Source organism: Scytonema hankhaensis NUACC26 (genome assembly GCF_045865695.1).
GTDB lineage: Bacteria > Cyanobacteriota > Cyanobacteriia > Cyanobacteriales > Nostocaceae > Scytonema.
In genome coordinates, this window is sequence record NZ_BAACAP010000200.1 from 1 (window position 1) to 13,004 (window position 13,004).

The window sequence follows — 13,004 nt, forward strand, 5'->3', positions numbered from 1 at the left end:
TATACACCGTCGCCTTTCCAAGGGGGGATTAAGGGGGGTATGAATTTGTATATACACCGTCGCCTTTCTAAGGGGGGACTAAGGGGGGTATGAATTTGTATATACACCGTCGCCTTTCTAAGGGGGGACTAAGGGGGGTATGAATTTGTATATACACCGTCGCCTTTCTAAGGGGGGTATTAATTTGTATATACGCCTTAGCTTTCTAAAAGAGGTAAACCTAATTTGTGTGTACACCGTTGCTACTTACCGATATGACTGTCAACCAATGACTTAATACTATTAACATCGATGTTAAATTTACTAGTAATTGTATCAATGATATTTTGTTCTGTAGGTGTTATCTCATTTTGACTGTGAGCAATTCTGTAACATTGAGCTAAAACAGGTATGGCAAAATCTTTATTAAGTTGATTGAGAAGACTCTCTAAAGATTGAGGAGATTTGATATTTTGAGCAATAGTTTCTAATGAGTTAGAACTCAAATTCAAAGCTTGCAATTCCGGCAAAATTTCTTCCCAAGTTTTCTCTGGATAGCGAGCAAGAATCATGTGAACTAAGATTTGATCCATGACAGCTTCTTGTGCGATCGCTTTTTCTAAATAATTTTCGCTTTCTTGCTTTAATTCTGCTAGAGTTTCCTCAGAAGACAAAGACTTCGATATATCTATTTTTGCTTCATAAAATCGGCAAGCTGCATATCCCAGTGAATAAATCATTGTTGCATTAGAACTAGCACCAATAACTGCACCAGCAAAAGGAATATTTTTCAGCAAACCCAAACCTGCTGCCTTTAACAGACGACCACCACCTAAAGCCAAACCAAAAATTGCTAGCACTTCACCCTTACGAGCGGGGTCTTTCAAATCTAAACCGTAAGCAGCAGCAATTTGGTAAACCATTTCCGATTGTAACTCTGTAGTAGCTGCCAAATCAATTGCTAAAAGTGCCACCGCAACTCCTGGCAAAATACTAGTTGCCAATCCAATTCCCCCTGCCATTGCTGCTTTCTCAACCATGATACGGTGAGAGATTTGGCTAGGCGAGTCATTAGGGTGTTCTAGCTGTAATTTTTTAACTGCTGCTGCTGCTTTTTCCAAATTAACGTTGTCAGAAGCACCAACTAGCCAATTTAAATTTAAAACTCCTGATAGTTTTCTAATCAGCCAGTTTTCACCAAGATAATTAGCGAATTCTCCTGCTGTATGGGTGGCTTGCTCTATCAAATTGTGTGTTTGTTTTGCTGCGGCTTCTCCCACTTCGGTAGCTGTTTCTGCAACTGCTTTGCCTGCTTCTACAGCAATACTACCTGCTGCTGCACCTACTCCTACAGCAGTACCCACGGCATAGCCTAGTGTTTCCGCAACGGATTCTAGTAAAGATGGTTTATCTTCTTTATCGTTAGTAGGGAGATTAGAAGAATTGCTTTGTTGTTTTTTGTCTACCATTTTTCGCTACTTCCCGGTTCTGGCGATTATTGATGGTTGTAGCAAATATAGGGGACTTTTGGCTTCTTCCTAGAAGGAGAAAAGTCTAATAAAAACTTCATTCAAATGACTCTCTATTCTCTAACATGGGTTGCTCTCGATTTTCCATGAAGTCATCAGAGAATAAGTTTAAACTATCAAACAAAATTTTCCATAGATTTTCCTTGGGCAACAAAACTATAGTATTTCCTACTTTTTTCACATAAACTTCAGTCCCCTTAATTTGAAATTCTTGAGATAAAATTACGTATTGATTGTCCCCGCTTATCAATAATTTAATAGTTTCCATTTTTAACTTTCTTTATTTTTATCTCTATTATGAATCATATTATTCTGATTTACAGACTTCCAAATAAAAAAATAACCAACTGTCTTTTGTGGTGCGGGCGTCCCGCCCGACACTAGTCTAAGACGGGCGAGGACGCCCGTCCCACAAGAAGATGGATAATTTATTTCTTAGAAATCCCTTAACGAAAGAGTGCGATGCATCTTTAATTAAATGAAATAAAGCTTTTGTAAAACTGTTGTAATCTAAAATCCAAAATCTCAAATGGGATCGCTTTTATGCTTCAACCATTGGAACGCTAGGATCTAAAAAATCTTGCTCTTTCATAATTTCATAGAGATTAATATCTGCTTCCAATAAGCAGGCGTGTCCGCAGTTAGATAGTACTAACATTTTGGCATTGGGTAAAATACTTGTTAAACGTTTTGCTTCTTCTAGGGAAGGCAAAAGTCGATCTTGAGAACCAGCGATGACTAAGACAGGCTGGGTGAGGCTGCTTAGTTGTGCGTCATCAACGTGAAACTCTCTTAGTAGGGAAATTCTCCAAAGAACTGTTTGTGGCGGTACGTATCGTATACTTTTGACGAGTTCGTGTCGATCGCTGCGTGAAATCCTTGGCAAATTAGCTAAGAATGGTAACAAGCCCAATCCACCAATATCGTACAAGCATGATGGTACTAAGGGTGTTAGTTGAGATAACCAACCTAAAAACGGACGTAGATGAAAGGCACTTGCGGAGTTAATGAGAACGATTCGCTTAAACAATTTGGGTGCTTTGATAGCCACTTTCTGTGCTAAACAACCTCCAAAGGATTCGCCACACAAGTACACTTCTCGACAAGCACTTTTTTCCAGTTCAGCATGAATTAAATCTAAGACGTTATGAGCAAGAACATCCCAACTTGTCAAATCGTCTCTTGGTATTGCCAAACATCGGACATCAAACCCTGCTTCTAATCCTGCGGTTTGCGATCGCAAAAGCTGACCAGTTCCGTCCATACCTGGTAAGTAAACAAATAACGGCAATTCTGGCTGTAGCCGTTTAGGAGTTAAAAAGCAAGGCTTGAGTTCTACTTTAGGGCTAATCATTGGTCTCGCTCGCTGGTCACTGGTCACTGGTCAGGTGGTCACTGGTCACTAGATTCTAATAAGAACCTTCACGCAGCAGCTGAGAGATTTCTGAATGACAGTGTTGTGTTAATTCTGTCACTACAGTTTTTGCCTGTTTGCCTTGGTATTTTTCTTTTTGATGCGACTTAATCCAATAAGGCTCTCCGATTAGGACCGCAACTCGACGATATGTCACTAACGGATGCCAACCCGATTGATTGAATAAAGGTTCTGATGGATCGAACAAACTTAATAATCTCAGGGGTACGGCAGATGTGTTAACTTCTTCAAGGGAAGCTATGGCAATTGGCAAAACTGCTAAATCCGGTACTTGCGATCGCAACGCCAAATGAGCAAAACCTCTCTGAAATTCTCCCATACTACTAGGTTGGGTAAATTTCACCATTGGCTCCGTACCTTCAGGAAACACTCCCACCAATTGCTTTGACTGTAGCAGAATTTGTGCCTGGTGAAAAAAGCTTTGCTGACGATGCAGATTAGCTTCTAGTGGAAAGCACCCTAATTGTCCCGTCACAATCTCCCGCATGATTGGGACTTGTCCCATATAGTGATGACAGGCAAAACGAATTGGGCTTGATAGGGCTGCCATCAAAACTGGCGCATCCATAAAGCTGCGGTGATTGCTCACTACTAACACACTGGCGTCTTGAGGAATGCGATCCTCATAGTAGCGAAATATTTTAGTTGATAGTGCCGCCAGTAACCAACGAGAAATCTCTAGGGGGCTCTTCATCTTTTTACTTTTTGCAGCTTATCTCAGACCAATTTTTACATTTCTTAACTAAGACCAACGACTGCCTTAAGGTAGAAATGTCAGATTAATACAAACTAAGGAAAATCCCTATGAAGATAGGAGTTTGTCTATTTAGCACTCTAAAATTTCATACAAATTTTCCACAAATTCTTAGTAAAGATTCTCTTTTTTTTGGAGAAATTAATTTAGGGATTAGGGATTGGCGATTGGCGATTGAGAATTAATTTCCTAGTCCCCAGTCCTCAGTCCCCAGTCCCCAATCCCTTCTAAACCTGACTTGAAAATACAGAAGTTATGTAATATAATTACGTGGTTTTGTCTAAAGAAGTAAGATAGAAAACAAAACATATTTTTAACAACTCGTTTTTACTCTGCATGAATCAAGTAAATAAAACAGAAAAGACGTTTGCACTGACAACACCACTGTACTATGTAAATGATTTACCTCACATTGGCAGTGCTTACACAACCATGGCAGCAGATGCAGTGGTAAGATTTCAGAGACTGCTAGGGCGTCGTGCTTTACTGATTACGGGTACAGACGAACACGGACAAAAAATTCAGAGGACAGCAGAAAGTAAAGGGCTTCCACCTCAAGACTTTTCTGATGAAATGTCCCTCGGTTTTGTCTCTTTGTGGAAATTGCTCGATATTCAGTACGATCGCTTTATTCGGACAACCTCTCCTCGCCACGAACTTATTGTCAAAGAGTTTTTCCAGCGAGTATGGAGTGCAGGTGACATTTACCAGGGACAACAAAAAGGTTGGTACTGTGTATCTTGTGAAGAATTTAAAGAAGAGCGAGAATTATTAGAGGGTCATCGGTGTCCCATCCATACTAACAAAGAGGTAGAGTGGCGGGACGAGCAAAACTATTTTTTCCGGTTATCCAAATATCAAACTCAACTACAAGCACTTTACGAATCCCGACCAGATTTTATTCAACCAGAAAGCCGAAGAAATGAAGTTCTAAATTTTGTCGAGGGTGGTTTGCAGGACTTTTCGATTTCACGTATCAACGTAGACTGGGGTTTTCCAGTACCATCCGATCCCAATCATACACTGTATGTCTGGTTTGATGCCTTACTGGGTTACGTAACTGCACTACTCGAACCTGAAGACGAACCAACTTTGGAGAATGCAACAGCCAAATGGTGGCCAATCAACTTACACCTGATTGGTAAAGATATTCTCCGCTTTCATGCTGTGTACTGGCCTGCAATGCTCATGTCAGGGGGTTTGCCTCTACCAGAAAAAGTCTTTGGGCATGGTTTTTTGACTAAAGACGGTCAGAAAATGGGCAAATCTTTGGGAAATACTCTCGATCCAATCGCCCTAGTCGAGCGTTATGGTAGCGATGCAGTTCGTTATTACTTTCTTAAGGAAATTGAATTCGGCAAAGATGGCGACTTTAATGAAAGTAGGTTCATTAATATTCTAAATGCAGATTTAGCAAATGATTTAGGTAATTTGTTAAACCGTACTTTGAATATGGTGAAAAAGTACTGTGCCGGAAATCTTCCGCCAGTAGCGAATGATAATATATCGTCGGATCGTACTTTGAAATCCATCGGTTTGCATCTTGGAGAACAAGTCCGCAACGCTTATGAAGCACTCGCTTTCAATCGAGCTTGCGAATCTGTACTTCTGCTAGTACAAGCTAGCAATAAGTTTATTGATGAACAAGCACCTTGGTCGTTATATAAACAAGGGCAGCAACAAGCAGTAGAACAAGTGCTTTATGCAGTTCTTGAATCAGTGAGACTAGCTGCCTATCTTCTATCTCCCATTATTCCAAATATTAGTAGCGATATATACCAGCAACTGGGATTTGGAATAAATTTTAACGAACAAATAAAAACTTCAATAGCTGCTCCTTTTTCAATTCATGGAACATGGGGTGTACTCTCAGCCCAACAAAAGCTGGGCGAACCAAAACCAATCTTTAAGCGCATAGAATTACCTAAAAACGATTAGTTGTTTCAAGTTTCTTTTTCTGATTTATCGGGACTAAATTTATTAGTCCTGAAAAATTATCATAAACCACTCTATCTCGATATTTGGAAAATAGGTATCAATTATTACATTCAATAAAAAAGAGGTATGACAATGATGTTGAATAATCTGGAAAGCGACTCAATATTTACACCGGAACAAGTTTTGGAAAATCGGGGTCGTGTAGCTATATTTATAGATGGCTCAAATTTATTTTATGCTGCACTACAACTGGGAATAGAAATAGATTACACAAAACTTCTCAGTAGGCTAACAGGAGGATCTAGACTTTTACGTGCTTTTTTTTACACTGGAGTAGACCGAACGAATGAAAAGCAACAAGGTTTTTTACTGTGGATGCGACGTAACGGTTATAGAGTGATTGCTAAAGATTTAGTACAGCTACCAGATGGCTCGAAAAAAGCTAACTTAGATGTAGAAATAGCTGTGGATATGATGGCTTTAGTAGATTCATATGACACAGCAGTGCTGGTCAGTGGAGACGGGGATCTGGCATATGCAGTGAATTCTGTTAGCTACCGTGGTGTGCGAGTTGAAGTCGTGAGCTTGCGCTCGATGACGAGTGATAGCTTAATTAATGTAAGCGATCGCTATATCGATCTAGAAGCAGTCAAAGAAGATATCCAAAAAACACCCCGTCAAAGTTATCCTTACCGACCACTATCAGCAAGTATGGGTTTTTTGGAAGAACCTAGAGAGAGTGACACTCACTTGGAAATTCAAGAGCAATAATGAATCAAAAAGACAACCGAGTTCCCTCTTATCCCCAGAGGGGACACCGACTTCCCCCTGCCTTATCCTTAAAGAAGACCTCAAGTTCCCCCATCTTTCTCTTCCTCCTATGGTTTATAACCATGAGCTTAGTTGCCTGTGGAGGAGGACAATCTAACGTGGTCAATAAACCTCCAATCCAAAATCCTCCATCAAAAGCAAATGCTAAAGACAGTAACTTAACTTTTATTGGCGTTTCCCTATTACAGGCAGATGAACTGGGAAGACCCATTTGGAAAGTGAATGCTAAACAAGCAAAATATACAAAAGATAAACAAATTGGTGAAGCAGAAAACCCTTATGGGGAACTGTATCAAGACGGTAAAGTAGTATACCAAATACAAGCACAGCAAGCGGATATCGAACAAGATGGCAAGCAACTCTTTCTAAAAGGAAAAATTGTTGCCACAGATCCTCGTAACGGTGTGGTGTTGCAAGGCAACGAATTAGAGTGGCGACCCAAAGAAGATTTGCTGATTGTTCGTAACAACATCAATGGAAATCACAAGCAACTGCAAGCAGTAGCACGGGAAGCGCGAGTGAAAACTCGCGAACAGCGCGTAGATTTTTCTGGCGGAGTCATAGCACAATCAGTCGATCCAGTTATGCAAATGCGAACCGAGCATTTAATTTGGAAAATTAAAGAGGAAAAACTGATAGGCGATCGTCCTATGCAAATCAATCGCTATAAAAACAACCAAGTGAGCGATCGTGGAAGAGGCGATTCTGCTGAAGTTAATTTAAAAACCAAAATTGCTACTGTTAAGAAAAATGCTCAGATAGAACTTCTAGATCCACCCGTACAAGTTGCGAGTAACGAGATGACATGGAACTTGAATACGGAAATTATTAACGCAAACGCTCCCGTACAAGTCTTTCATCGAGAAGAAAATGTTAGAGTTACGGCTAACAGAGGAGAGATGAAGATACAAGAGAAAACAGTTTACCTAGCAGGAGATGTTTATGCTGTAGGGGAACGCCGTCAATCTCTAAAATCCAACAATCTCACTTGGTATCTTGATAAGAAATTAGTTGAAGGACAGGGTAATGTCGTTTACCGACAAATCGATCCCCCTTTAGCTTTCAAGGGTCAACAGGCTACTGGTAACATTCAAGCAGAAACAATTGAAGTGAAAGGTGGCAATTCAAGCGATAAAGTGGTGACAGAAATTATTCCAAAAGAGTTGAGGAATCAGTGACCACCTGACCAGTTATCAGTTATCGGTCACCGGTCATCATTGACTATCCACCATAAACCATCTCATTACGATTGGCTGCACCAAATTGGGGTAACGCTCTGATAGCTGTGTGGGGTGTTAAACTAGCAGGAATAGCTGGAGCAACTTGTAATTGCTTGACAAGAGTTTGTAACAATTGATCTTGTCCGGCTCGAAAAGCTGGTACGGTATAACCGCGATTGATAATGGCAAACCAAACTAAACCGCGATCGCGTGTCGGTACAACTCCTGCTAAAGCACTGACATCTCGCAAAGTACCTGTTTTCATGACAGTGGCTATTGGAAGATGTCTGGAGTGCGTTGTTCCACGATTGTCAAACCCCGCCATCGGAAAGAGATCGGCTATAGTCAGTTGGTGAGCAAAAGCTTCTTTTTGAATTGCCATTAACATCGCACAAACGGCTCTGGGAGAAATGCGGTTTTCTTGTCCAAGTCCAGAACCGTTAATTAATTGAATTTCTGACTGAGGAACCCTTGCTAGTCTTGCGGCTTTTGCTTGTACGATATGCGCTCCCCCAACGGCTTCAGCTAACATTTCTGCCATTTCATTATTGCTGAAAACGTTCATTTCCTTGATGATTTGCCTCAATGGTAGCGAACGATGACGCAATAATAAGGTTTGTTGAGGAATTTTGAAAAATGGCACATTTTGTGCTAGTAATTTTACCTGTCCGGCTATAGTCACTTGAGGTTTGGGAGTCCCTTTAGCCATAAGTGAATGTTGGAAGGACACAGCACGAGACCAAGTGGCAGAATTGATTGCCTGTCTGAGCATTTGACCTGCAAGCTCTGGGTTACGCTGAAAATTCATGACAAAATTGCCATCAATTATCAAATTTCCTGTAACACGCTTGATACCCATTTGGTTGAGACTGTTGCCTAGTGCGATCGCTTCTTCCCAAACAAATAACGGATCTCCTCCGCCTGTGATTATCAAGTCGCCTTGTAAGACACCATTTTGTAATGAGCCTGTGGTACTGACCAAAGTTTGAAATTGATGGTTTGGACCGAGAGTCGTTAGTGCAGCTAATGAAGTGGCGATTTTAGTTAAAGAAGCAGCGCTTAGAGGTGTTGTACCTTGATGGTTAGCCATCAAGATAGGTCCTGACTGAAGCCAAATCCCCTGATTTTGTGCTTGCTCCGGTGTTGTAACGAGTTTTAATGTTTGTAGTCCTTTAAGGTACTGCTGCACGATCGCACTACCAGATGGATTTGGATCGGGAGCAAGAACTAAGCCAGGGCTGCTTTGCCAAGCTAGTATATCCAATACATCTGTAGGTTTAACCTGTACACCTGCCATCTCTAGCCAAATGGAAATTAACCCTGAACTAAATAATTCCAGCATCCGTTATCCTTTCTTTTATATGCTACTTTACATTACGTAAATTTACTGTTTGCTTGCTCTGGCTCATGTCCTGAGTCATAATAACTGTTGATGTCTCATAACGAAAGTGAGTTAGATAACAAAGTTTTTGTAGGAAGCAAAACCCTATGATTTGTATTTTCCGATCTTAGGGTTCCCACATGATACTTTTTAATGAAAAAGGATGAAGGATGAATAATTCTATACTTCATACTTCATCCCACCCTACTCTACTCTTTAAAAAGCTGCCCGCGTGAATCTACACACTTGAGCTATTGACTCGATTTTATCTATCTGATATCTTCCCATAGCCTACTTCTCAATCAGGCAATTTTTGGATTTGGCGATTGGCGATTAGATTAGCGATTGGGAATGGGCTGGCGATTGGCGATTAGGCTATGAGAATAGCTAGGAAAAAATAAGAATTGAATTGTTTTTAGGGATGTCCAAGAAATAAATTATCCATCTTGTGGTACGGGCTTCTAGCCCATTCTTTGTGAATGACGGGCTAGAAGCCCGTACCACAAGAGAAAGTTGGTTATTTTTTTATTTGGAAGTCCCTTAGCAATGCCCAAGGCCCAATCCCCAGTCCCCAGTCCCCAGTCGCCAATCCCCAATCCCGTAGTAACAATTCGTGTTATGTTGGGCTTGTTTGGTAAAATTTGTAAGGTTTCTAGAAGCTCTGAGCAATGGGATCGACTGGCGTGCGGATCGCAATTGACGCAATGGGAGGGGATCATGCACCTGATGAAATCGTCGCTGGCGCTTTGCGAGCACGAGAAGAATTAGGTGTAGAAGTACTGTTGGTGGGCGATCCCCAACAAATTCAAAGCAAACTACCGCCAAAGACCAATCTGGCGCACGTAGAAATCGTGAGTGCCTCTGAAGCGATCGCGATGGATGAGGAGCCTTTAAGCGCTATTCGGCGCAAGCCGAAGGCTTCCATCAATGTGGCGATGGATTTGGTGAAAAAACAGCAAGCAGATGCCGTCGTTTCTGCCGGACACTCCGGAGCAGCAATGGCAGCAGCTTTACTACGCTTGGGACGACTACCGGGAATTGACCGTCCAGCAATTGGTGCGGTTTTTCCCACAATGGTAGCAGGCAAGCCAGTACTAGTCCTTGATGTGGGCGCAAATGTGGATTGCCGTCCAAAATTCTTAGAACAGTTTGCGGTGATGGGGTCTATATACAGTCAGTATGTTTTAGGAACCCCAGAACCTAAAGTAGGTTTATTAAATATCGGTGAAGAAGACTGCAAAGGCAACGACGCTGCTGTACGCGCCCATCAACTATTGAAGGAAAAAGCGGGAATTACTTTTATTGGTAATGCCGAAGGACGCGATGTTCTGTCCGGTCATTTTGACGTAATTGTCTGTGACGGGTTTGTGGGTAACGTGTTGCTAAAGTTTGCCGAAGCCGTTGGGGAAATTATGCTGCAGATTATGCGGGAAGAATTACCCCAAGGAGTGCGCGGTCAAATTGGAACAGCTATTTTAAAACCAAATCTCAGACGGATTAAACAGAGAGTCGATCATGCCGAACATGGGGGTGCTTTACTTTTGGGAGTAGGAGGAATTTGTATTATTAGTCACGGTAGTTCCCAAGCACCTTCGATTTTTAATGCTATTCGCATGGCAAAAGAAGCTGTTAACAACCAAGTAATACAAAGAATTCAATCCCAGTATCAAAGCGTTCAGCAAGAAAGTGGCTAAATGTCATTTGTTATTTGTCATTTGTCAATTGTCAATGGTCATTTGTCAGGAGTTACACAAAGGACGAATGACTAAGTGACTAATGACTAATAACAAAGGACGAATGACTAGTCACTGTTTAAGGAGATGCCGGAGTGCAAAATTTAGGAATAGCAATAACAGGAAGTGGTTCGGCAGTGCCAGCTGCTTTCCTGGATAACCAGGCACTAACTGAACTGGTTGAAACATCAGATGAATGGATTACTACAAGAACGGGAATTCGGCAACGTCGTTTGGCGAATCCCAATGAATCTTTGACTGATTTAGCAGTCGCTGCTAGCCGTCAGGCGATCGCAATGGCTCAAATCAATCCACAAGATTTAGATTTAATTCTGCTGGCAACTTCTACCCCCGATGACTTGTTTGGCACTGCTTGTAGAATTCAAGCTGCTTTGGGTGCTACCAGAGCAGTCGCTTTCGATCTAACAGCAGCGTGTTCCGGCTTCGTGTTCGGACTTGTCACTGCTGCCCAATATATCAGAACCGGAGTTTATCAAAACGTTCTGTTGATAGGGGCAGATGTTCTCTCTCGTTGGGTAGATTGGCAAGATCGTGGTACGTGTGTATTGTTTGGCGATGGTGCTGGGGCAATCGTCATGCAAGCCAATGAAACAGATGGCTTGCTGGGGTTTGAACTCAGAAGCGATGGAACTCAGAATAATTGCCTGAACCTTAGTTACAAAGCAAGTCATTTAGACCTAACTCAGGGGATCGGTGTTGGGAAAGGAAGCTTTATGCCGATCTCAATGAACGGCAAAGAAGTCTATCGCTTTGCCGTACAAAAAGTACCAGAAGTGATTGATAAAGCTTTATTTCGCGCCTCCCTTGGTGTTGACGAAATAGATTGGCTTTTGCTGCATCAAGCCAACCAACGTATTCTAGACGCTGTTGCCAATCGCTTGAACATTCCAGTAGACAAAGTTCTTAGCAATCTTGCTAATTACGGTAATACTTCTGCTGCTTCTATCCCTCTGGCTTTGGATGAAGCAGTACGACAAGGTAAAATCAAACCCGGTGACATTATAGCTGCCTCTGGTTTTGGAGCAGGTCTGACTTGGGGTGCCGCCATCTTTCGATGGAACCGGTAAATATTAGTTAGTAGTTAGTCGTTAGTGACTAGTAAGCTGTTATGCTTTTTATTTACATAGTAGGGTGGTAAGTACAGCTAACCACAAACCACTAACAACTAACAACTAACTAATGACTAAATGACAAAAACTGCGTGGGTATTTCCCGGACAAGGTTCGCAAGCCTTGGGCATGGGAATGGATTTACTGAATTTACCGTTTGTAAAAGAGAAGTTTGCCCAAGCTGAAAGTATCTTGGGTTGGTCTGTTATTGAAATTTGCCAAACAAATGAGGAAAAGTTATTTCGCACTCTCTACACTCAACCTTGTTTGTATGTGGTAGAAAGCATATTTGCTGATATTTTGCAAGAAAAATATAGCCCGGATTTAGTTACCGGACACAGTTTGGGAGAATATATTGCTCTTTATGTAGCGGGTGTCTTTGATTGGTCGGCTGGGCTGCACCTAGTGAAACATCGGGCAGAACTTATGGATGGTGCGGAATGTGGGATGATGGCAGCATTAATAAATTTTGACCGAGAAAAACTGGAAAAAGCGATCGATGAAAATCCTGATGCGGTTCTAGCAAATGACAATAGCGCCACACAAGTTGTTATTTCTGGAACTCCAGAAGCTGTTGAGGCAGTCTTGTCTCAAGTTAAAGCAAAACGCGCCATTCCTCTCAATGTTTCAGGTGCGTTTCATTCACCTTTGATGGCAGAAGTTGCAGCTGAGTTTGAACAAATGCTTGATTCTGTAGAATTTCAACAAGCAAAAGTACCAGTCCTATCAAATGTAGAGCCAGTTCCATCAATTGAGGCGGATGTTTTAAAACAACGTTTAAGACAACAAATGACAGGCGGAGTGCGGTGGAGAGAAATCGCATTGGCATTGCCTGAAAATGGAATTGAGCGCGTTGTGGAAATTGGACCTGGTAACGTTCTAACTGGTTTGATTAAACGAACTTGCTCTGGTTTAATCTTGGAAAATGTTCGCTCTGTTGCTGAGCTATCTAGGTAGAAAATGGGGACTAGGGATTGGGGATTGGGAAAAAAGTTATTTTCATGTTTGGTGTTGGGTTTCACTTTGTTCAACCCAACCTACAATTATTTTTATTTTCCTAGGGAGGTCATTGGA

The 13,004-nt window shown here is 41.6% G+C and carries 11 protein-coding genes; 6 read left to right on the top strand and 5 right to left on the bottom strand.

From position 1 onward, the window contains the following. Positions 1-242: 242 nt before the first annotated feature. The 4 genes from ACKTT2_RS22750 to ACKTT2_RS22765 form a co-directional block, all read right to left on the bottom strand. A complete protein-coding gene (locus tag ACKTT2_RS22750; RefSeq protein ID WP_407890717.1) occupies positions 243-1,448 on the bottom strand; it encodes a hypothetical protein in 1,206 nt (401 codons plus the stop codon). A 97-nt stretch (positions 1,449-1,545) separates the two neighbouring features. Then, a complete protein-coding gene (locus tag ACKTT2_RS22755) occupies positions 1,546-1,776 on the bottom strand; it encodes an antitoxin (RefSeq protein ID WP_407890718.1) in 231 nt (76 codons plus the stop codon). Positions 1,777-2,049: 273 nt separating this feature from the next. Then, positions 2,050-2,862, bottom strand: coding sequence for an alpha/beta fold hydrolase (locus ACKTT2_RS22760; protein ID WP_407890719.1), 813 nt, complete (start codon positions 2,860-2,862; stop codon positions 2,050-2,052). Between the two features lie 55 nt (positions 2,863-2,917). Further along, entirely contained in the window at positions 2,918-3,637 is a 720-nt protein-coding gene (locus ACKTT2_RS22765) for a lysophospholipid acyltransferase family protein (protein ID WP_407890720.1), read from the bottom strand. Positions 3,638-4,033: 396 nt separating this feature from the next. Here ACKTT2_RS22765 and metG point away from each other — a divergent pair, with 396 nt between their 5' ends. From metG to lptC, 3 genes are all read left to right on the top strand, one after another. Next, a complete protein-coding gene (metG, locus tag ACKTT2_RS22770; protein ID WP_407890721.1) occupies positions 4,034-5,635 on the top strand; it encodes a methionine--tRNA ligase in 1,602 nt (533 codons plus the stop codon). A gap of 135 nt (positions 5,636-5,770) precedes the next feature. Continuing rightward, positions 5,771-6,406 carry a LabA-like NYN domain-containing protein gene (locus tag ACKTT2_RS22775; protein ID WP_407890839.1) on the top strand — a complete coding sequence of 212 codons (636 nt, stop codon included), beginning with the start codon at positions 5,771-5,773 and terminating at the stop codon, positions 6,404-6,406. Further along, a complete protein-coding gene (lptC, locus tag ACKTT2_RS22780) occupies positions 6,406-7,644 on the top strand; it encodes an LPS export ABC transporter periplasmic protein LptC (protein WP_407890723.1) in 1,239 nt (412 codons plus the stop codon). The genes ACKTT2_RS22775 and lptC overlap by 1 nt, the downstream gene beginning before the upstream one ends. Before the next feature lie 43 nt (positions 7,645-7,687). On the opposite strand, the gene ACKTT2_RS22785 is transcribed toward lptC, so the two are convergent. Next, positions 7,688-9,028 (bottom strand): D-alanyl-D-alanine carboxypeptidase, encoded by a 1,341-nt coding sequence (locus ACKTT2_RS22785; RefSeq protein WP_407890724.1) that lies wholly within the window; start codon positions 9,026-9,028, stop codon positions 7,688-7,690. Positions 9,029-9,735: 707 nt separating this feature from the next. On the opposite strand from ACKTT2_RS22785, the gene plsX reads away from it, so the two are divergent. The 3 genes from plsX to fabD all read left to right on the top strand — a co-directional run bounded on the left by plsX (position 9,736) and on the right by fabD (position 12,887). Continuing rightward, the gene (gene plsX, locus ACKTT2_RS22790) at positions 9,736-10,761 is read left to right on the top strand and encodes a phosphate acyltransferase PlsX (RefSeq protein ID WP_407890726.1); all 1,026 of its coding nucleotides are present in this window, start codon (positions 9,736-9,738) and stop codon (positions 10,759-10,761) included. Between the two features lie 134 nt (positions 10,762-10,895). Beyond that, positions 10,896-11,888 carry a beta-ketoacyl-ACP synthase 3 gene (locus tag ACKTT2_RS22795; protein ID WP_407890728.1) on the top strand — a complete coding sequence of 331 codons (993 nt, stop codon included), beginning with the start codon at positions 10,896-10,898 and terminating at the stop codon, positions 11,886-11,888. Positions 11,889-12,008: 120 nt separating this feature from the next. After that, the gene (gene fabD / locus ACKTT2_RS22800; RefSeq protein ID WP_407890730.1) at positions 12,009-12,887 is read left to right on the top strand and encodes an ACP S-malonyltransferase; all 879 of its coding nucleotides are present in this window, start codon (positions 12,009-12,011) and stop codon (positions 12,885-12,887) included. Positions 12,888-13,004: the final 117 nt, after the last annotated feature.